This window comes from Ditibartonella apis (genome assembly GCF_001952075.1).
Classification (GTDB): Bacteria; Pseudomonadota; Alphaproteobacteria; order Rhizobiales; family Rhizobiaceae; genus Bartonella; species Bartonella apis.
On record NZ_LXYU01000001.1, the window covers coordinates 98,795 to 120,444 of the forward strand.

19 protein-coding genes and 1 other RNA gene are annotated in these 21,650 nt (G+C 46.5%); 6 read left to right on the forward strand and 14 right to left on the reverse strand.

What is annotated here, in order from left to right; genetic code table 11:
- Positions 1–264: 264 nt before the first annotated feature.
- The 6 genes from phoU to gshB form a co-directional block, all read right to left on the reverse strand.
- Complete coding sequence (gene phoU / locus PEB0122_RS00450; protein ID WP_075913555.1) at positions 265–987, reverse strand: phosphate signaling complex protein PhoU; 723 nt, start codon at positions 985–987, stop codon at positions 265–267.
- Between the two features lie 17 nt (positions 988–1,004).
- Complete coding sequence (pstB, locus tag PEB0122_RS00455) at positions 1,005–1,763, reverse strand: phosphate ABC transporter ATP-binding protein PstB (RefSeq protein WP_075915211.1); 759 nt, start codon at positions 1,761–1,763, stop codon at positions 1,005–1,007.
- A gap of 68 nt (positions 1,764–1,831) precedes the next feature.
- Positions 1,832–3,124: a phosphate ABC transporter permease PstA gene (gene pstA / locus PEB0122_RS00460; protein ID WP_075869765.1), complete on the reverse strand. Its 1,293-nt coding sequence runs from the start codon at positions 3,122–3,124 to the stop codon at positions 1,832–1,834.
- Positions 3,121–4,605: a phosphate ABC transporter permease subunit PstC gene (gene pstC, locus PEB0122_RS00465; protein WP_075915212.1), complete on the reverse strand. Its 1,485-nt coding sequence runs from the start codon at positions 4,603–4,605 to the stop codon at positions 3,121–3,123. Before pstC ends, pstA begins: the two co-directional genes overlap by 4 nt.
- A 56-nt stretch (positions 4,606–4,661) precedes the next feature.
- Entirely contained in the window at positions 4,662–5,711 is a 1,050-nt protein-coding gene (locus tag PEB0122_RS00470; protein WP_075913558.1) for a substrate-binding domain-containing protein, read from the reverse strand.
- Between the two features lie 141 nt (positions 5,712–5,852).
- Entirely contained in the window at positions 5,853–6,791 is a 939-nt protein-coding gene (gene gshB / locus PEB0122_RS00475) for a glutathione synthase (protein WP_075913559.1), read from the reverse strand.
- Between the two features lie 85 nt (positions 6,792–6,876).
- On the opposite strand from gshB, the gene PEB0122_RS00480 reads away from it, so the two are divergent.
- On the forward strand, positions 6,877–7,644 hold the full coding sequence (locus PEB0122_RS00480; RefSeq protein WP_075915213.1) for a molybdopterin-synthase adenylyltransferase MoeB: 768 nt from the start codon (positions 6,877–6,879) through the stop codon (positions 7,642–7,644).
- Between the two features lie 127 nt (positions 7,645–7,771).
- On the opposite strand, the gene PEB0122_RS00485 is transcribed toward PEB0122_RS00480, so the two are convergent.
- The 6 genes from PEB0122_RS00485 to PEB0122_RS00510 all read right to left on the reverse strand — a co-directional run bounded on the left by PEB0122_RS00485 (position 7,772) and on the right by PEB0122_RS00510 (position 14,972).
- Positions 7,772–8,005 (reverse strand): hypothetical protein, encoded by a 234-nt coding sequence (locus tag PEB0122_RS00485; RefSeq protein WP_075869760.1) that lies wholly within the window; start codon positions 8,003–8,005, stop codon positions 7,772–7,774.
- Positions 8,006–8,486: 481 nt separating this feature from the next.
- Complete coding sequence (locus PEB0122_RS00490; protein ID WP_075915214.1) at positions 8,487–10,112, reverse strand: ABC transporter ATP-binding protein; 1,626 nt, start codon at positions 10,110–10,112, stop codon at positions 8,487–8,489.
- On the reverse strand, positions 10,109–11,269 hold the full coding sequence (locus tag PEB0122_RS00495) for an ABC transporter permease (protein WP_075915215.1): 1,161 nt from the start codon (positions 11,267–11,269) through the stop codon (positions 10,109–10,111). The genes PEB0122_RS00490 and PEB0122_RS00495 overlap by 4 nt, the downstream gene beginning before the upstream one ends.
- A complete protein-coding gene (locus PEB0122_RS00500; RefSeq protein WP_075915216.1) occupies positions 11,269–12,375 on the reverse strand; it encodes a microcin C ABC transporter permease YejB in 1,107 nt (368 codons plus the stop codon). Before PEB0122_RS00500 ends, PEB0122_RS00495 begins: the two co-directional genes overlap by 1 nt.
- Before the next feature lie 168 nt (positions 12,376–12,543).
- Positions 12,544–14,367 (reverse strand): extracellular solute-binding protein, encoded by a 1,824-nt coding sequence (locus PEB0122_RS00505; RefSeq protein ID WP_075915217.1) that lies wholly within the window; start codon positions 14,365–14,367, stop codon positions 12,544–12,546.
- A gap of 59 nt (positions 14,368–14,426) precedes the next feature.
- Entirely contained in the window at positions 14,427–14,972 is a 546-nt protein-coding gene (locus PEB0122_RS00510) for a c-type cytochrome (RefSeq protein ID WP_075915218.1), read from the reverse strand.
- Between the two features lie 119 nt (positions 14,973–15,091).
- Here PEB0122_RS00510 and PEB0122_RS00515 point away from each other — a divergent pair, with 119 nt between their 5' ends.
- Both PEB0122_RS00515 and PEB0122_RS00520 read left to right on the forward strand, forming a co-directional pair.
- On the forward strand, positions 15,092–15,832 hold the full coding sequence (locus tag PEB0122_RS00515) for a 3-deoxy-manno-octulosonate cytidylyltransferase (protein ID WP_075915631.1): 741 nt from the start codon (positions 15,092–15,094) through the stop codon (positions 15,830–15,832).
- The gene (locus PEB0122_RS00520; RefSeq protein WP_075915219.1) at positions 15,829–16,689 is read left to right on the forward strand and encodes a prephenate dehydratase; all 861 of its coding nucleotides are present in this window, start codon (positions 15,829–15,831) and stop codon (positions 16,687–16,689) included. Before PEB0122_RS00515 ends, PEB0122_RS00520 begins: the two co-directional genes overlap by 4 nt.
- Positions 16,690–17,194: 505 nt before the next feature.
- Here the strand turns inward: PEB0122_RS00520 and nudC are convergent.
- Together nudC and PEB0122_RS00530 are read right to left on the reverse strand one after the other, a co-directional pair.
- The gene (gene nudC, locus PEB0122_RS00525; protein WP_075915220.1) at positions 17,195–18,109 is read right to left on the reverse strand and encodes an NAD(+) diphosphatase; all 915 of its coding nucleotides are present in this window, start codon (positions 18,107–18,109) and stop codon (positions 17,195–17,197) included.
- A gap of 18 nt (positions 18,110–18,127) precedes the next feature.
- On the reverse strand, positions 18,128–18,553 hold the full coding sequence (locus tag PEB0122_RS00530) for an HIT domain-containing protein (RefSeq protein ID WP_075869752.1): 426 nt from the start codon (positions 18,551–18,553) through the stop codon (positions 18,128–18,130).
- Between the two features lie 53 nt (positions 18,554–18,606).
- Between PEB0122_RS00530 and ffs the strand changes: the two genes are divergently transcribed.
- From ffs to PEB0122_RS00545, 3 genes are all read left to right on the forward strand, one after another.
- An RNA gene (gene ffs, locus PEB0122_RS00535) (signal recognition particle sRNA small type) lies at positions 18,607–18,704 on the forward strand.
- A 190-nt stretch (positions 18,705–18,894) separates the two neighbouring features.
- On the forward strand, positions 18,895–20,874 hold the full coding sequence (locus tag PEB0122_RS00540) for a DNA polymerase III subunit gamma/tau (RefSeq protein ID WP_075915221.1): 1,980 nt from the start codon (positions 18,895–18,897) through the stop codon (positions 20,872–20,874).
- A gap of 5 nt (positions 20,875–20,879) precedes the next feature.
- A complete protein-coding gene (locus PEB0122_RS00545; protein ID WP_075913571.1) occupies positions 20,880–21,203 on the forward strand; it encodes a YbaB/EbfC family nucleoid-associated protein in 324 nt (107 codons plus the stop codon).
- Positions 21,204–21,650: the final 447 nt, after the last annotated feature.

Consider the following 21,650-nt stretch of genomic DNA (forward strand, 5'->3'; position numbering starts at 1 on the left):
CAAACACGCAGGCATATTTTGACTGTCGAACGCGCGGACAAGTGTCGAAGCGCTCTGCCTGCCAGTTAAGAAAATGAACATCTTACTGGCAGAATGCACATGCAAAATAAGGGCCAGCTATTATTGTTACTGAAAAAAGCTCCTTCCTGCTACATCAAACAATAAAGCGTTAGAGCACTAAAATTTTATTTAAATAGGTCGCAAGCGTTTTAAGGGCGTCACTAGGTCACGTTTCCCAAACGAAATGCCCTGTTATGCCAGATATTATTTTGCGGTTTTTCCGTCAGCGCCAACCTTATAGGTGGTGTCATCACGCGGACGGTCAGTGCTCAAATAAGTACCGGTCATAATATAGTGCAATGTCTCGGCAATATTGGTTGCGTGATCACCGATACGCTCGATATTTTTGGCGCAAAATAGCAAATGTGTGCAAGCAGTAATATTGCGCGGATCTTCCATCATGTAAGTGAGGAGCTCGCGAAACAGCGATGTGTACATGGCGTCAATCTCTTCATCCCTGTTACGCACAGCATCAATCCGTTCAAGCGAGCGGCTTGCGTAAGCGTCCAACACTTCCTTGAGCTGATTGAGCGTCAGTGTCGCGAATGATTGCAGACCATGATATAAACTCGCCGGTTGCCGGCTTTCGACAATTGCAGCCGCCCTTTTTGCGATATTTTTACCCATATCGCCAACACGTTCCAGATCGGCTGCAATGCGCATAGCACCGATAATTTCGCGCAAATCCACCGCCATTGGCTGGCGTTTGGCGATAATTGCCACCGATTTTTCGTCAATTTCGCGTTCAGTTTCATCAAGAAACATATCATCGGAAATAACTTTTTTAGCGAGATCAAGATCGTTATTGATCACAGCATTGACTGCTTCCTCGATCATCTCACTGGCAAAAGTTCCCATTTTGGCAATTTTTGCTTCAAGGTAGCCCAATTCCTCATCGAATGAACGGACAGTATGATTGATTGGCATAAGCGTGCTCCCTGAATTTAACCGAAACGACCGGTGATATAATCTTGTGTACGTTGCTCTTTTGGCGATGTGAACATCATCTCGGTTTCGCCCACTTCAACGAGATCTCCCAGATGGAACATCGCCGTATATTGCGAAACTCGTGCAGCTTGCTGCATTGAATGGGTGACGATAACAATCGTAAAATTCTCGCGCAAATCATCAATCAATTCTTCAATGCGCGCCGTTGCAATCGGGTCGAGTGCGGAACAGGGTTCATCCATCAAGATAACTTCCGGACTGACCGCAATGGCGCGTGCAATGCACAAGCGCTGCTGTTGTCCACCTGAAAGACCGGTACCGGCATCATTCAAACGGTCTTTCACCTCGTCAAATAAACCCGCCTTGATAAGACTTTGTTCAACAATCGTATCAAGTTCCTTGCGTGATTTGGCAAGCCCGTGAATACGCGGCCCGTAGGCGACATTCTCATATATGGACTTCGGAAAAGGATTGGGCTTTTGAAAGACCATACCGACACGGGCACGCAATTCGACAACGTCGATGTCGGGATCATAAATATCCTGCCCGTCAAGAGTAATAAGACCGGTGACTTTTGCCCCGTCAATTGTATCATTCATGCGATTGAGACAACGCAGGAAAGTTGACTTGCCGCAACCGGACGGACCAATCAGTGCCATAACCTGATGTTCGGGAATATCAAGGTTGACACCATGCAACGCTTCTTTGGCGCCATAAAACACTTTGACATCCTGACCACGCATCTTGATTTTCATTATCAACCTAATCCTATTTTGTTCAAAGCCAGAACAAGTTCGCTAAATCACTCTATAAAACCATAATTCTACCAGCGTCGTTCAAACTTACGACGCAACAACACCGCCGCTATATTCATAATAGCAAGAAACGCCATCAAAATGATGATCGCACCGAATGTACGTTCATTAAAGGCACGTTCCGGTTCATTTGCCCACATATAAATTTGTACCGGCAAAGCTGTTGCTGGTTCCATCGGCGTTGCAGGATAATTTGCAACAAACGCGACCATGCCGATTAATAAAAGTGGCGCTGTCTCTCCCAAAGCCCTTGCAAGACCAAGGATTGTACCGGTGAGAATCCCGGGAAAAGCAAGTGGCAAAACATGACCGAAAATCGTTTGCGTTTTTGATGCTCCCAATCCCAATGCCGCATCGCGGATTGAAGGCGGAACCGCCCGCAAAGCTGCACGCGTTGCAATAATGATGGTTGGCAGCGTCATGAGCGTTAATACGAGACCGCCGACGATTGACGAAGCGCGCGGCAGATGCAGAAAATTGATAAAGATGGAAAGCCCCAACAAGCCGAAAACAATAGAGGGAACAGCCGCAAGATTATTGATGTTGACCTCAATTATATCATTGAATTTGCTGCGGCGCGCAAACTCCTCGAGATAAATGGCTGTTGCAACCCCAATCGGCAAAGACAATATCAATACAATTGCCATCATATAGGCCGAACCGATAATTGCAACGCCAAGTCCGGATGTTTCCGGACGGCTCGAGGCCCCAAATGTAAAAAGCCCTTTATTGAAGGCTTTATGAAGTGTGCCGTCGGAAGCGAGTTTTTCCATCCACCCAATCTGGCGATTGGTGACTTTACGATTTTGTTCGGGAACAGATAGGTCGATTTGCCCTTTGAAAGCTGAATCAATATCGGCGGCAGCCAACACATCAATAGTACGGGTTTTACCGATATAATCGGGATGTTCGGAAAGAAGCTCACGTATTTCGACACGCACGCCGCCAGAAATCATACGATTGAGTTCGCGCATTGCAGGATGATCATTTTTATCGATACCGAGTTTTTCAGCAAGAGCGTTGCGCACAAGAAGCGGATAATTTGCAGTGATGAGAACTTTGGGATTTGTGAGCCGCTCGCCTTTCGGGTCGATAATGTGTTCGTCCAGATAGACCGGCAAGGTCATTGTTGTCTGCTGAAACGCGCTTACCCCTTGAGAGATAATCGACCACAAAAGAATAACGAGGAATAAAAGCCCCACACCGATTGCTGAAATCCCATATGCACGGAAACGTCGTTCCGCCCGATAACGGCGCTTTAACCCGATGTCACGTCTTGGCGTTTGAACAACGTTACTCATTCATATTGTTCCCTATATTTACGCACGACATAAAGCGCAAAAACATTCATCAAAAGTGTCAGTACAAAAAGCGTCATACCGAGAGCAAAAGCAACCAGTGTTTGCGGCGAATTGAATTCAAGGTCACCAGTGAGCTGGTTGACGATTTTTACTGTTATTGTTGTCATTGCCTCGAACGGATTAAGGGTCAGATTTGCGGCAACACCGGCTGCAAGGACGACAATCATCGTCTCGCCGATAGCCCGTGACGCGGTGAGCAATACTGCACCCACAATCCCCGGCAATGCCGCCGGAAGAACAACCTTTTTGATGGTTTCCGACTGTGTGGCTCCAAGCCCGTATGAACCGTCACGCAAAGCCTGTGGTACCGCCGAAATAATATCGTCGGAAAGTGAAGAAACAAAAGGTATCAGCATAATGCCCATAACAAGGCCGGCTGTCAAAACGCTCTGTGACATGATGAAGCCTTGCCCGCCTGCAATAGCAATTGAAAGATCACGTAAAAACGGCCCGACTGTAACCAGAGCGAAAAACCCGTAAACAATTGTCGGAATACCGGCGAGAACCTCCAATAACGGTTTGATAATTGCCCGCATACGACGGGAAGCATATTCCGACATATAAATTGCGGCAAAAAGCCCGACAGGAACCGCAAAAATCATCGAAACCAATGCAATATAGAGCGTACCCGCCAAAAGCGGCAGCAAACCGAATTGCCCAACAGTAGAGGCCGAGCCACTTGCACTAAAACGCGGGTCCCAAACAGTACCGAAAAAGAAATTCGATAACGGCACAACTTTAAAAAAACTGATTGTCTGGAAAAGCATCGAAAAGAAAATGCCGATGGTTGCAAGGATGGCCACGATAGAGGCAATAACGAGACCGGCAAAGATCATCTTTTCGACTTTGTTGCGGGCGCGTTTTTTTTCTCCCACACCATGAATGCCACAAAACAGGCCAACAATTGAAATAGCCAATGTGATAATCAAACAATAGAAATGGGACTTCGTTGCCCCTTTATACCATTCAACGGCAACAGGAATGAGACTATCCGCACCTTCACTTGGTAGCATAATTCCTTTTTTTGCCATATCGCTGCGTATTTTTTCATAAGTGAGTGAAGAAAAAGAATTATCACGATCAAGATCGGCAATGTCGGTTCGAGCGACTGAAAAAGCATGGCCAAGACTATCAACCGTACTTAATGCCAAATTATGGTTTAACGACTCTCCACTTTTTATGATGTCTGTCAGTCGGGAAGAAGCGTGTGCTTCAAGATAGATTGTGCTTCCCAATTGCCAGAGAAAAAGAAAAAGAACAGCGGGAACGACCGTCAATAAAAATGTCCACCAACCATAATAATATGGTCGGGAATGCAATTTTTTACCTTCTTTCTCGATTGTAACGGCACGTTTTCCCGATAGCACGAAACCGATAATGCCAAGAGCAAAAACAACCAAGATTAATAGTGATATGGACATTCCATTTTCCGGTTTTATTTCAAAAATAACGCGGGAATTTCCCGCGTCTGCTCACTTCATTTATCAATTGACATGACAGTTCCACTCTCGAATGCGGCTCTTTGCGCTTCCCGTTCGCTATCAGGAGCAGGAATGAGGCCATAATCGGCAAGTGGACCATCCGGTCCGATCATCTGGTCAGACAAGAAAAATTCGACATAGTCTTTCATACCCGGAATGACCCCCAAATGGGCTTTTTTGACATAGAAAAACAGCGGACGGGAAACCAGATACTTTCCGCTTGAAATCGTGTCAACATTGGGGGTAACACCATTAACGGTAGCAAGTCGTAGCTTGTCGGCATTATTTTCATAAAATGCCAACCCGAAAACTCCTATCCCCGTTTTATTTGACATGACACGCGCGAGAGTTTCCGAATAATCGCCATCTATATCAATAGCCTTGCCATCCTTGCGAATGCTTATGCAGGCTGCTGTTACCGCCTTATCATCCATCGAAAGAGTTTTCATGCTTTCGGCTGCACCACTTTGTTTGCAGCCTTCAGTCATCAATTTTTCTTCGAAGACTTCTCTCGTGCCATGTTTTTCGCCAGGGATATATGCGTTGATCTCCCAATCAGGTAATTTCGGGTCAATCTCGCTCCATTTTTTATATTTATTTGCAACAAGCTTCCCGTCAACAACAATTTGAGCTGCCAATGCTTTATAAACATCGACAGGCGTCAGATCGAGATTTGGCCCGTGAATATCGCTTGCAAAAACTATCCCGTCATAGCCGATGCGGATTTCTTCAACTTCCGTGACGCCGGCATCAAAGCAGGCTTTCAATTCGGTATTTTTCATCGGTCGCGAAGCATTGGCAATATCTATCGTATTTTCACTGATGCCACGACAAAATTCTTTTATACCTGCACCTGAACCACCTGATTCGATAACAGGTGTACGATAATTGGTAAAAATTTCACCGAATGTTTCTGCAACTATTTTGGCATAGGGTAAAACAGTCGACGAACCGGATATCTGGATATAGTCGCGAGCCAAGGCGGTTTTGGACAAACACGTAGTGGCCAATACCACTCCCACAACCGTTGCAAGCAATCTGTTCATCCATGCACTCCTGGACAACCGGCAGCTTTTTCTAACAAGGCTAACAATGGATTGTTATTTCTCTCATAATGCTTGTTACAATGTCTGATAAAAACCTCATACAGTCTAAAGCTATTGTTGACTATCTTTATCTCGGCTTTTTCAACCTTTTAATTTGTTTTCCACACTATCCCAGAAGATTTTTGCGGCATCGGCACCACCAAAACGTTTCAGTTCGCGCACCCCTGTTGGCGAAGTAACGTTGATTTCGGTCATATAGTTACCGATAACGTCGATCCCCACAAGAATAAGACCGCGCTTTTTCAAAGACGGGCCAATCCGTTCGCAAATTTCAACGTCGCGGCGGGTTAATTCCGTTTTCTCCGCACGGCCACCAATATGCATATTGGAACGGGCATCGGTCGAGGCGGCAACGCGATTGATGGCCCCTACAGCCACTCCGTCAATCAATATGATGCGCTTGTCACCGGCGCTTACATCTTTCAGATAACGTTGCACGACAAAAGCTTCCGGATAAAGCTCGTTGAACATTTCAAGGAGCGAACCGAGATTTTTGTCGTCCTTTTTCAAAAGGAAAACCCCTGCCCCGCCATTTCCATAAAGTGGTTTGATAATAATATCGCCGAATTCGGAGCGAAAATCATTGACCTCTTTTGCATCGCGGGTGATGAGCGTTTCCGGCATCAAGTCGGGAAATTCTGTAACAAAGAGTTTTTCAGGACTATTGCGCACCCAATTCGGATCATTCACGACCAAAGTCTTATCCATTATGCGTTCAAGAATATGCGTGGTCGTGATATAATTCATATCGAACGGAGGATCCTGCCTGAGCAGGACAACATCCATTTGTTGAAGCGGCGTGCGCTTTGCCTCACCCAATTCGTAATAATTTTTTTCCTCGTCACGCACCTGTAACGCTTCGATACGGGCAGTCACTTCTCCATTCAACATGGAAAGCCGGTCGGGTGTATAATGGAACAGCTCGTGTCCCCGCCTTTGCGCCTCCAATGCCAGAGCAAATGTTGTATCTCCCTTGATATGGATGGTCGAGATATGATCCATCTGGATAGCTATTTTCATAAGATTTGCCTCATATAATCAAAGCGGGCTGGTCAATCGTATCATGAGTCACTAGATAGGAATAAAATATGACAAGGGTTAAGGCATGACGCAAGCACCGGACGAAAAATTAAACAAGGAAGAAATTGAGCGCTATGCACGCCACATTCTTTTGCCGGAAATCGGTGGTGCCGGTCAACAGCAACTTAAAGCTGCAAAAGTGCTGGTTGTCGGTGCGGGTGGGCTTGGAGCGCCGGTTTTAACCTATCTTGCAGCCGCCGGTGTCGGCACTCTCGGCATTATTGACGATGATGTGGTTTCGCTTTCAAACCTGCAACGGCAGGTTATTCACAAAACTTCGGCAATCGGAGAAAAAAAGACTGAAAGCGCTGCCGAAACTCTTAAAGCGATCAACCCGCATGTCAAACTTGACCTTTACCCTTTAAGACTAACCGAAGAAAATGCTGCCGGGATTATCGGCAAATTCGATCTTGTTATTGATGGTTCGGATAATTTCACCACCCGTTATCTTCTCGCCGATAGTTGCGAAAATTTAAAAAAACCGCTCGTCAGCGGTGCAATCGGCCGTTTTGACGGCTCTTTAACTGTCCTCATGCCCTATCTTGGCGGTGAACACCCATCCTATCGCGATCTCTTTCCGACCCCGCCACCCAAAGGTGTTGTACCGACATGTGCAGAAGCGGGCGTCATCGGTGCTCTGCCCGGTGTTATCGGTTCGTTAGAAGCTATGGAAGCCATAAAAATCATCACCGGTTGCGGTGAACCGCTTGTCGGAAGGCTGCTCCTTTATGACGGGCTGTCAGCCCGTTTCGAGACAATCCGCTATAAAAAAAGAACGCAAAAACAAAAATAAAAACGCTGTTTTTTATTTTAAAACAACGCCTCTCGAAGCACGCAATTTGTTAGCTCCGTCTTTCTAGCCCCGTCTTTCTAATAAAGTCGGGCCATTTTGAATGTCGGGACCACTTATTCTGAAAGGACTATTTCTGTTTATCGGTCGACAAATTGTCGGAAGCAATGTTCTTTTCCAATAATGGACTGTCGGAATCCGATAATGGGCCGTTATAATCTTCAAGATTACCCGCATCGAGAAGCGTTTCATTAGTTTTATAGGCAGTACCATCCGGCATAGTGTCGTGACGGCGCTCATGCCTATTTTCTGGTCTGTTTTTATGGTCGGGTGACTTTTGTTCATTTTTATGTGCTTTTGTCATAATGTCTTTCTCCTGAAAGTCTCACAGCTAAAAGACATTGAGCGGATAAAAAACTTTTCAAGACTTCAGGCTTTATTTCGTTGAAAGCTCTAATGCTCTTTCATAACTTCGGCAAAACACCTCCGACGATTGCCGGTTTTGAAACCCAAAAATCCTCCCTTATGCGCATTGTTGAACAAAAAGATAATTTTGCTAATTGTTATTTTTCGAGCCTATTCCAACCAAGTGATGCACTATCGCCTCGGCGTTTCAGCTGATTTTTTATTGCCCCGTTTTTTATTTCACGCAAAGAAAACACAAGAAAATTTCAAAATTTTTGAAAGCAGAAATTCGACCAATCAGATAACTTTGCCATTCGAAAAACTGGATGACCTAAAAACCGGACAGAGAAAAACTTGTTCGATCAAAAACTGGCTAATCAATTTTTATAAGCAGAAATTGCAGTTTTGCTCTACTTGCCCGCGTTCAAGCTTGATAAATATCAAGCGTCAGCAATGTCATTCTTATCGACACTTAAATCGAAAGCGGCATTCATCAAAGCTCTGGTATATTCGGTTTTCGGTGATGAAAATACCTCTTCTGCCGGTCCATGTTCAACCATTTGACCATTTCTCATGACTATAAGATCATTCGCCAATGCTTTGACAACTTTCAGATCATGGCTGATGAAGAGATAGGCAAGATTGTGTTTTTGTTGAAGAGCGCGCAACAAATCGACAACCTGTGCCTGAACGCTCATATCAAGAGCCGATGTCGGTTCATCGAGCATGACGAAACGCGGATTGAGAACCATGGCGCGGGCTATCGCGATGCGTTGGCGTTGACCACCGGAAAATTCGTGCGGATAGCGATTGCGCGTTTCGGGATCAAGATCGACTTCTTCTAAAGCGCGCACAACTCGCTCATCGCGTTCTTCGTAATTCAGGTTTTTCTCGTGAATAAGCAATCCTTCGGCGATAATTTCACCGACCGACATTCTTGGCGACAATGAGCCGAACGGATCCTGAAAAACAATCTGGATATGACGGCGCAAAGGTCGCATCTGTTTGAAAGAAAAATGTTCAATATCTTTCCCGTTAAAACGGATATGGCCTTGTGAAGAAATCATACGAGTGAGCGCGAGACCCAGTGTGGTTTTTCCCGAACCGGATTCGCCAACAACGCCCAATGTCTGTCCTTCACGTATGGTCACGTCAATATCATTGACCGCCTTGATGTAATCGACCGTGCGGCGGAAAAAACCTTTTTTAACCGGAAACCAGACCCTGACCTTTTCCCCTTCCATGACAACAGGAGCATTTTTATCGGCTTTCGGCGGGTTTCCTTTCGGTTCGGCTGCCAACAGTTTTTTGGTATAGTCATGGTGCGGGTGGTTAAAAATATCGGCGGTTTTTCCTGTCTCGACAATTTTTCCGCCGGTCATCACACAAACGCGGTCGGCAAATTTCCTCACAATACCGAGATTATGGGTAATAAAGAGCATCGACATCGAACGCTCTTGCTTGAGCTTTTCAAGGAGTTCGAGAATTTGTGCCTGCACCGTCACATCAAGTGCGGTTGTCGGCTCGTCGGCGATAAGAAGTTGCGGATTATTGGCAAGTGCCATTGCAATCATAACGCGTTGCCGCTGACCGCCGGATAATTGATGGGGAAATGACGACAAGCGTTTTTCCGGTTCGCGGATTCCCACTTGAGTGAGAAGCTCGATCGTGCGTTGGCGAGCGTCTTTATCCGACATTCCTTCATGGACTTTCATCACCTCGCTTACCTGCCGCTCGACCGTGTGAAGGGGATTGAGCGAAGTCATTGGTTCCTGAAAAATCATTGCAATGTCTTTACCACGAACTTTCTGTAAAGATTTTTCATCAAGCTTCATTAAATCCTTATTGTCAAAAAGGATTTCGCCTGAAGGGTGGCTCGCCATCGGATAGGATAAAAGCTTCAGAATAGAAAGTGCGGTTACAGACTTTCCCGAACCCGACTCGCCGACAAGCGCGAGTGTTTCACCGGAATTGATGTCAAACGAGATGTGATCGACGGCAAGTGTTTCCTTGCCATCCTGACGAAACATCACTGAAAGGTCGCGAACACTGAGCAAAGCTGTCATTGGAATGTCTTCCTCGGATCGAAAGCATCACGGGCGGCTTCACCGATAAAAGCCAGAAGCGACAACATGACCGCAATAGCAACAAAGCCGGTAATGCCAATCCACGGCGCATTGAGATTGGTCGCTGCCTGCCGCATGAGTTCTCCAAGCGAGGCAGACCCCGGAGGCAAACCGAAACCGAGATAGTCAAGGGCGGTCAAGGTCGAGATACCGGCTGTCAGCAAAAACGGCAAATAGGTAAGCGCTGCAACCATGGCATTGGGCAGAAGATGGCGTATCATGATCGTGATATTCGGCACACCCAGCGCCCTTGCTGCATTGACATATTCAAAATTTCTGGCCCGCAAAAATTCCGCACGCACCACGCCGACCAGCGCCACCCACTGGAATAACAACATAATTCCTAACAGAACCCAGAAGCCTTGGGCAAGAACCGCCGCCATAATGATGATGAGATAAAGCGCGGGAACCGAAGACCAGATTTCGATGAAACGCTGGAAAATGAGATCGACCCAACCGCCGAAATACCCCTGCACTGCACCGGCAGCAATGCCGATAATCGAAGAAACCGCCGTCAAGATAACCGTAAACAATATGGAAACACGAAAGCCGTAAAGCACACGCGCAAAAACATCACGTGTCTGGTCATCTGTACCAAGCCAGTTCCAATTCCCGATTGTGCATTCGGGATCCTTTGCACCGAGAGCGTAATTCTTGCACCGCTCGTCTTTACTTTGGAGCCAGAATGGCGGAGCCAGCGCAACAGGCTTGTTACCGACAGTTGTATCATAGGAATAATGCACCGGCGGCCATATCGCCCAGCCATGTTCGTTGATTTCTTTCTTGATATAGTCTTCACGGAAATCGACCGTTGCAAGGACACCGCCAAACTTGGAATCGGGATAATCGAAAAGCACCGGAAAAAGCAGCTCGCCTTTATAGGATGCAATAATCGGTCGGTCATTTGCAATAAAATTGGCACCGAAAGAAAAGAGGCAAAGAATTAGGAAAATCCACAACGACCACCAGCCGCGACGGTTTTTCTTGAAGTTTCTCCACCGCCGTTCATTAAGCGGCGACAAAAACGGCCTTTTGTTGCGGCGGGGTTTTGCCGGCTTTGCCACGTCGATTATCAGTCCGGAAGGTTGCTTGCTCATCAAACGTCCCTCTTCTCGAAATCGATACGCGGATCGACAAGCATATATGTGAGGTCGGAAATAAGGCTGACAACAAGCCCGATCAACGAGAAAATATAGAGCGAGCCGAACACGACCGGATAATCACGATTGACAATGGATGTATAGCTTAAAAGCCCCATTCCGTTTAACGAATATAGCATTTCGATAAGCAGTGAACCGGTGAAAAATGAAGCGATAAAAGCTGCCGGAAAACTTGCAATGACAACAAGCATGGCGTTGCGGAAAACATGCCCGTAAAGAACCGCGTGTTCGCTTAAACCTTTTGCCCGTGCCGTCACCACATATTGCTTTCTGATTTCTTCCAGAAAACAGTTTTTGGTCAGCAATGTTGTGGTGGCGAAAGCCGAAATAACCATGGCTGTGAGTGGCAAAGCAAGGTGGTGGAAATAATCCAGAATTTTGCCGCCGAGCGACAATTCATCAAAATTTTCCGATGTCAAATGGCTTAATGGAAACCAGTCGAAAAATGATCCTCCGGCAAAAAGCACCATTAACAGAATGCCGAACAGGAAACTCGGTATTGCATAACCGATAATGATAACGGCACTTGTCCATATGTCGAATGTGGAGCCATCCTTGACGGCCTTCCGGATACCGAGGGGAATGGAAATTGCGTAAGAAATCAACAATTGCCATAGCCCTAAAGAAATCGAAACCGGCAAGGCACCTTTGATAAGATCGACGACAGAACGCCCTTGCGTATAGGAATCGCCGAAATCGAACCGGATATAATTCCACAACATTGTGAAATAACGTTCAAGCGGCGGTTTATCAAAACCGAACTGCTTTTCGAGTTTTGCAATAAATTCCGGATCAAGGCCGCGTGCACCACGATATTTTGCACTCGCGTCGCTACCCTGTAACGTTACCTCTGATGAAAGCCCGAGGTCACCGCCACCGCCGGCAACCCGCCCCATGGCATCGCCACCGGTTCCTTGCAATTGTGCAATAATATTCTCGATAGGACCACCGGGAGTAAATTGCACAATGACAAATGTCACCGTCAAAATGCCGATCAATGTCGGTATAATCAGCAGCAAACGCCGCGCTATATAGGCCGCCATATCTCTCTTTCATCCTTTTTCCGGTATGAGTTTTGTTACGCCCGCAACATGCGAATCAAACCGGACACATTAATTTAACCGCTATTCTGGAGCATTTATGGTAAACAAATGACAAACGGCTGATTTTTCAGCAATTCCGGTTCTTGGGCGTTCCAGTCCACCGCAGTTCTAGTTTTTGTCGTTCTTTACCCACCATGAGGGAATATCGACGCCACTTGCTTCCGGTTGCGGTTCGGGAATACCGAATTTGTCCCAATAGGCAATATTAAGATGTTCGGCATACCATTGGGGAATTACGTAATAATTCCATAACAATACCCGGTCGAGAGCACGGGTTGCAGCAACGAGTTCCTCACGATCTTTTGCATAGATGACACGTTCGATAAGTTTGTCGACGGCCGGATTTTTTATCCCCGCGACATTATAGCTTCCCGGCCGGTCAGCGGCTTTCGAGCCCCAGTATTCCAATTGTTCATTGCCGGGTGAATCGCTTTGTCCGATGACCTTGATGACAAGATCGAAATCGAAATTTGCTTCGCGATTTTGATATTGTGAAGTGTCAACGACGCGCATGGATGCATTGATACCCAAACGTTGAAGATTGGCTATAAAAGGTGCTGTCGCACGCTCGAATGCCATATCACTCAGCATCACTTCCAATGTGAAAACTTCACCCTTTTTATTGACAAGCCGGTTCTGCTCCAGATGCCAACCGGCTTCGTTCAACAAACGCATGGCTTCTGTGAGATAACGCCTTGATGAATCGGGTTTGTCATAAACGGGGTTGGAAAAGGGTGTGGTAAAGACTTCGGCCGGCACTTCATCTTTGACCGTTTCAAGAATTTCAAGTTCCTTTCCCTGCGGCAAACCTTTTGCCGCGAGATCAAGCCCGTCAAAATAGCTTGAGATCCGATGATAATCATTAAAAAACATTGATTTATTGAGAGACTCGAAGTCAAAAGCGAGGCTAAGTGCCTGACGCACGCGCCGGTCGGCAAATTGTGGACGGCGGGTGTTGATAAAGAGCCCTTGCATACGTCCCGAGCCGTGAAAAGCGAAACTGCGCCTGATAACTTGCCCGTTTTTGACCGCGGGAAAATCATAACTCTGGTTCCAGCGCTGGATACGATTTTCCAAATTCCAGTCGACGAGATTGCCTTTTTTGAAGGCTTCCCATGCAGCGTTCGGATCAAGAAAATAGCTATAATGCTCTTTATCAAAATTGAACCGCCCACGATTGACCGGAAGATCGGCTGCCCAATAGTTTTCAACCCTTTTCCAGGTAATCGATTTTCCGGCCACAAAACTTTCAACCTCGTAAGGCCCTGACCCCAAAGGTATTTCGAGAGTTGGCGCAGTAATATCCCGTTTTTTACCCGTTTCATCGGTCCCCTCCCACCAATGTTGAGGTAAAACCGGCATTTGCCCCATCACATAAGGGAGTTCGCGATTGCCTTTTTCTTCAAACAGAAAGGTGACTTCATTTTCACCGGTTTTTTCGGCTTTTTTGACCGAATGATAATAATTGTTGAAAAATGGCGAATTGCTTTTCAAAACATTGAAGCTCCACACCACATCCTCGGCAGTAATGGGGCGACCGTCATGCCATCGGGCTTTTTTGTTCAAACGGAATTTTACCCACGAAAAATCGTCGGGATATTGTGCGGCCTCGGCGATAAGAGGATAGTTGACCGACGTTTCTTCGGTCGAAGGTGCCATCAGTGTGTCATATTGTTCCCCACCACCGCGGGAAGAAAAACCCGCTGCAGGTGTACCTGTAACAATATAGGGGTTGAAGCTGTTGAATGTGCCGGTGCGACTATCATTAAAAGTGCCACCTTTGGGCGCATTCACATTGACATAATCATAATGGGTAAAATTGTCGCCATATTTGGGTTCAACTCCGAGAGACAGGCTCGTGCGCCACTCGGGATCGGCGATAGCTATACTATTAAGGGCGAAAAAGAGACAAAAAGCCAATCCGAGTTTCATCAAATCCCCAATCGATTTCAATATAGCCAATAGAAAACAGATTTTATTGATTGTTATTCTTAAGGGGTTAAATGTGGCAATTCAACCGGCTCATCGGAAAGACTACGCAAATAAAGAATAAGATCGGCTCTATCCTTTTCATCTTTCACGCCGTTGAAAGCCATGGCCGTTCCGGGAATATATTTGCGCGGGGAAGCAAGATAGGCATCAAGTGTTGCAAAGTCCCATGTCTTGCCGTTTTCTGCCCGCATAGCGTGCGAATAGGTATATTCGGAAACCGAAGCAAACGGTCTTCCCACTATTCCATATAAAGGTGGGCCAACGCGCGCCGGGCCATTTTTTGCCGGTGTATGACATAAACCACATTGGCCGAATACTTTGCGGCCATTTTCTATATCGGCCTGTTGAAGCCGTGTCGCCAGTGATATTTGTTGTTTCGGCTCTACCTTTTCGGTAACCGGTGCTTCTTCACCGTTGATTGAATAAACAATTTTTGCCGGTTGCTGGTGGTCATAAACAAGGTCACTGCCATAAACGATTGCAAAAAGAAAAACAGCCCAGAGAAGACAGGCGGCGATAAGGTCGTTGACAGTGGATACCTTCATAAAAAATTCGGTCGCTTAAATTTTATAGATGTTGAAAATTTAAGTCTTTTGCGTCATCAACGCAATATCTATAAATCGGATAGACTAAAACTGGGATAATAATCTTCAGGACAATGATGATGGCTTTTTCTACTCTTATACTTATTCCTGCCCGCATGTCTTCAACACGACTTCCCGGAAAGCCTCTGGCCGATATTGCCGGAAAACCGATGATTGTTCATGTTGCCGAACGCGCCAATAAAGCAAATCTCGGCAGGGTGGTTGTTGCAACCGACCATGAAGACGTTGCCAATGCTGTCAAGGCGCATGGAATGGAAGCTGTCATGACACGTCCCGACCACCAGTCGGGTTCCGATCGTATCTATGAGGCATTAACGCTTCTTGATCCGGATAACCGTTTTGATATCATCGTCAATGTACAAGGTGATTTGCCAACGATTGCACCGCATGAAATTGCAGCAGCATTGGAACCACTTGAAAATCCGGATACGGATATTGCCACTTTGGGCGCTGAAATTTCGGTTGAAGATGAAAAAGTCAATCCGAATGTCGTAAAAATTGTCGGTTCGCCGATTGGAAAAACCAGATTGCGCGCACTTTATTTCACCCGCGCGACAGCTCCTTATGGCAAGGGGCCACTTTACCACCATATCGGCCTTTATGCCTATAAACGTAGAGCACTTCAGCGTTTTGTCTCGCTACAGCCTTCCTATCTTGAAAAGCGGGAAAGTCTTGAACAATTGCGCGCGCTTGAAGCAGGTATGCGTATTGATGCGGAAATTATCGAAACTGTGCCTTTAGGCGTTGATACAATCGAAGATCTCGAACATGCACGCGAAATGATCAGGGCGGGAAAATGACAAAAACCAATAAAATAGCGTTCCAAGGTGATTACGGCGCCAATTCCGACACGGCTTGCCGGAACGTATTTCCGGATATGGAGCCGTTGCCCTGCACGACATTTGAAGATGCTTTGCACGCGGTCGAAAGCGGAGAAGCCGACCTTGGCATGATTCCGATTGAAAATACGCTTGCCGGACGTGTTGCCGATATTCACCATTTGTTGCCGCAAACAAAACTTTTCATCATTGGTGAATATTTTTTACCGATCCATTTTGAATTGATGGTGCTGCCGGGTGTCAAACGTGAAGAGATAAAATCGGTTCATAGCCACATCCATGCACTGGGACAATGCCGCAAAATTATCCGCGACAACCATTGGCAGGCTGTCGTTTCATCCGATACAGCAGGTGCTGCAAAATTCATCAAACAGGCTGGCGACCGCACACAGGCAGCCCTTGCTCCAAAACTCGCCGCCAAACTCTACGGTTTGGATATTATCGAAGAAAATGTCGAAGACTCGGAAAATAATGTAACGCGTTTTGTTGTCCTCTCGCGGGAAGAGATACGTGCACAAAAACCCGAAAACGGGGAAAAGGTTATGACCAGTTTTCTTTTCCGTGTGCGCAACGTTCCGGCCGCACTTTATAAAGCCATGGGAGGTTTTGCGACCAATGGCGTCAACATGACCAAGCTTGAAAGTTATCAGGTTGGCGGCACATTCAATGCAACACAATTTTTTGCCGATATTGAAGGCCATCCCGATCAGCCGATGGTGCGCCTTGCTTTGGAAGAACTGGGCTTTTTCTCGACCAAGGTCAGAATAGTCGGTGTCTATCCGGCAAGTCCCGCCCGCGAAACGAAAATATATGGTTGAGGTTTAACGGCTCATCTAAAACCCAATAACAATAACCGGAATTTACGGAAAGCTGTCGAATGCTATATGTGCGCTTCGCGCATGAGTTTTGCGTAAGAGTAATTATGTTATTTTAAAAACCGATAATCGTTTCAACCAATCGGGATAAAAATTCCAGCCGTAATCATTATGGTTATCGGTTATCACGGCTATCAAATGGTCACCCGTGCACGCGATTAACAAGCAAGTTTTCCGTATTTCAGGTTTCACCCGCATTCTTGGCTTGGGCCGAGATCCACTTCTTCTGCAATCGACGATCGATGATGGATAAAAAAAGCTCTATCCCGAATGATATTATGCGTTGATTATCAGAAAAACATTCCATGTCACGCCATTCTTGAACGAAAGAAGCTGACCGGCTTTAAACAAAAAACCATAGGCAGATAGTTTGCTAAGGCCATTCATTAGTCTACAGTCTGGTACGTTTTCACAAATTGGGAAAACGCACCGGCATTAAAACGATATCCTAATCGACAAATTTCTTTTCGAGCCACTGCCTGATCAAAAAATTGGCTATTGCTGCACGAGGAGGCAAATGCAGGCCCTGTTCATGGCGACCGGCCATCATCAGCGCTACTTCCTGACGGCTAAACCAGCGCCCGTCTTCCATCTCGTCATGACCGATCGTAATTTTGTCGTCGAGCGCTTCGGCATGACAACCGAGCATTAATGAATGCGGAAAAGGCCAAGGTTGGGAAGCGATATAAACCACCTTGCCAACCGGTATTCCCATTTCCTCTCGTGTTTCCCGACGCACTGCCATTTCCAATGTCTCGCCCTGTTCTACGAAACCGGCAAGGCAGGAATAACGTCCCTTTTCAAAACTCGGTGTGCGAGCAAGCAGGCATTTATCCTCAAAATGGACGAGCATGATAGCTGCCGGATCTGTTCTCGGAAAATGTTCGGTCCCGCAAGCGGTACAGATGCGCTTTGCTCCACCTGCCGCAATCCGGCTCGGTTTGCCGCAGCGCGAACAAAAGCGGTTATTTTTGTGCCACATGAGCAATGAATAGGCTTGCGCCAGGACGCCCGATTGGGTCTGGCTGAAAAGTGCGCGGCTATAAGCTTCTCTTAGCCCCACCTGATTGAATGGTGAAGGAGGCTGACCGGCAAATTCTTCAACCGGCAAAGCAATAACCGGATTTTCGTCTTCCCAGCCAAGCAGGCAGGCTTCTTCCCATTGCGGCCTGAAGAGTTCCAGCGATTTTTCATCAAGATAGAGATCGGCAATCCCGTTAACATTGCGATAGACGATTGAAAAACCGTTGAGCATAATAAAATGCGCATGATGGTTTTTCTGCTCGGCAACGATGGTATCCGTGCGCTTTTCAAGCTGCCGGTTGATAGGGTTTCCGATAAATGCAATTGCAGAAGATGTCATATTCAATCCAGCTTTAATTCAATCGAGCCTCAGTTGCAGCTTACGAATAAGCTTATGAGCCGCTTCATCGCCATAAGGTACAGGTTCTCCGTATCCCCAGACCGTTTTTGGCCAATTTGCGTCGCCTTCGTTACGCGCAATAATGTGCACATGGAGTTGTCTCACGATATTTCCGATAGCGGCTGTGTTGACTTTATCGCATCCGGTGATGGCTTCAAGTGCTACGGCAACCTCGTTCATTTCGGCAACAAGGACCTGTTCATCATCAACGGAAAGATGATGTATTTCTTCCGCTCCGGCAATGCGAGGCACAACAATGAGCCACGGCCAGCGTGAATCATTCATGAGTCGGACATCGGATAAGGCAAGCTCGACAATGAAAAAACTGTCTTTTTCCAAACGTGGATCAAGTTTGAATGGCTGTTGCAATGTATTTATCTCCATGTTTTTCGTTTCACGACTTGCTTTTTTGTCCTAAATTAGCGATATGAACGCCGGGAGGTTGGTGGTGGACGAGCCACTCGCCAACCGGGTCAGGTCCGGAAGGAAGCAGCCCTAACGAGCTTCGGCACGGGTCACAGTGCCAGCCTCCCACTCATTATACCAATCAAATCTTATTCAGGTCACGTCTTGTTTATTGGAAAATTCGGGCAGTGGTATTTTGAAAAATTGCCTGAACGGTCGAAAATCGCCACCTGAAATCCTATATTTCACACAACCGGTTGACGCAGACGTCGCCAAAGTTCACATTCAGGAAAATTACATTTCGGAAACTGGAAGAACACATGGAAAGCACTGAGGCAGAGACAGGCTATCGCGTCCTCGCCCGAAAATATCGGCCACAAAATTTTTCCGACCTTATCGGTCAGGAGCCGATGGTGCGCACACTCACAAACGCATTCGATAGTGGACGGATACCGCAAGCGTGGATGTTGACGGGCGTTCGTGGCGTAGGAAAAACGACAACGGCCCGCATTCTTGCGCGTGCACTCAATTACAAGACCGATACAATCGATAAACCGACAATCCATATGGACAAACTTGGCGAGCACTGCAAAGCCATTATGGAAGGTCGACACGTCGACGTTATCGAAATGGATGCGGCTTCCCATACCGGTATTGACGACATAAGAGAAATCATCGAACAAGTACGCTATCGTCCGGTTGCCGCACGTTTCAAAGTTTACATTATCGACGAAGTTCACATGCTTTCGACACAGGCTTTCAATGGTCTGCTAAAAACGCTGGAAGAACCACCTCCGCATGTAAAATTTATTTTTGCCACAACAGAAATTCGAAAAGTTCCGGTGACTGTCCTGTCGCGTTGCCAACGTTATAATTTGCGGCGGGTTGATTCGAATGTTCTGGCGGCACATTTAAGAAAAATCTCCGATCTTGAAAAAATTGAAGCGGAAGATAGCGCCCTTGCCATGATAGCTCGCGCCGGAGAAGGTTCGGTTCGCGATGCGCTTTCGATTCTTGATCAGGCCATTGCCCATGGTGGTGGCAAGGTCGATGCCGAATCTGTCCGCACTATGTTGGGGCTTGCCGATCGCACCCGCATTATCGACCTTTTTGAAATGATTATGAAAGGCGATGTTGCCGGCGCTTTGAAAGAATTTCGCGATCAATATGACGGTGGCGCCGACCCGCTTGTCATTTTGAACGAGCTTGCCGATTTCAACCATCTTGTTACGAGACTGCGGTTTACCCCCGAAATTGCCGATGATATTTCTCTTGTCGAAGAAGAGCGGGAACGCGGGCTTGATTTTTCCAAAAAACTATCCGTGCGCGTTCTCTCGAGCACTTGGCAAATGCTTCTCAAAGGCACACAAGAGGTCGATTCGGCTGCAAGCCCGATTGACGCTGCAGAAATGCTTCTGATCAGGCTCACACATGCTGCCGACTTGCCGACGCTTGACGAGGCGCTGAAAACCCTTGGCGAGGGAAAGCCTGCAATTAAACTTCCACAAAGTTCCGATACAGAAAAAGCCGCGGATGATTCAAACGGTCCGAGTGCCAATTCCCGAAAAAACATTGCTGAACAAAAATCTGCGCAAAAAAATGCGTTGACGGATAATCCGGCAAGTAGTGGCAATAGTTTTTCGACGGGAAGTCATGAGACTGCCCGTGCAGAGGTTGACAACAGCACTCGCAACAACGCCTCGGCGGAACATAAGAATTTTCAGACCTCTTCCCCGCAAAAAGCACCAACCATGCAATTGGTGAGCACATCTTCTGCCGCGTTGGAGCCGGACGAACAGGTTTTGCAAGACCCAGCAAAAAATAACGAAACAGCCGAAAAGAACAGCGAACCGGAAGTAAACAGGGTTATCCTTCATTCCTTGCAGGATGTTGTCGATCTTGCCGACAAACATAATGACATGCAATTCAAACTTCTGGTCAAGGAATTTGTGCGTCCGGTTTCATTCCGCCAAGGCCGTATCGAATTTGAACCTGCCGAAGGAATGCCGCGCTTTTTTGCCCATGACATAGCCAAAATGCTCCGCGAATGGACAGGCGAACGCTGGACGGTGACTGTCGTCAACGAAGGCGGCGGATTGACTTTGCGTGAAGAGGACGAAAAGGCCCATCAGGCACTGCTTTCGGATGCCGAAGCCGACCCCGATATTGCCAAGATTTTAAAATATTTTCCCGGTTCAAAAATTGTCGATGTACGTGTCAACAGATCCGACGATGGTCTTGATTTGATGGACAACGGCGATATGACGGGTGAAGACGACGAAAACGATCAAGGAGAATAAACCCCATGCGTGACATGATGGGCATGATGAAAAAAGCCAAAGAAATGCAGGCAAAAATGCAAGCCATGCAGGATGAAATGGCAAATATTCAGGAAACAGGAACGTCAGGTGGTGGCTTGGTCAGCGTAACTTTGACCGGTCAGGGAACCGTTTCTGCAATCAAAATTGACCCTTCACTGGTAAAACCCGATGAAGTTGAAATTCTTGAAGACTTGATTATGGCTGCCCATAACGAAGCCAAAGCGAAAATTGAAAACGCAATGGCTGAAAAAACTAAAGAAATTACTGCCGGTCTACCGATCCCTCCCGGTTTCAAACTGCCATTCTGATATGAATTCCCATCAATTGTTACCCTTAAAAAAGAGGGATAATGGATGAAAAATAAAAGATATTACAAAAGCTTCGCTGTGTGAGGGCACAACGGCTTTTGTTTGTCTTGAATAACAATTACCAATAGCCAGCCTATTGAAGTTAGCGCGAAAGTTCAATTCTTTCTTCAAAACCGGATGTAACTTAAATCTTGCGGCGTGATAGGTGAATGTTTCGATCTTGCCGAAAATGCTTTTTTCTTTTGCAAAAAATAGTTATTGAGGCAGAAAATTACGCTGTCGGAAGATAAAGAAAAACACTGTAAAGAAGAATTGCTTGAAGCAATCAGTTTAATTAAACATTCTTTGTTTTGAATGATCTGCTCCAATCTACCGGTCAGGAATATGCCCCTCTTATCCGCTTCAGTGAACAACTGGCATTTTCCGGAAGTTTACATATATATATTT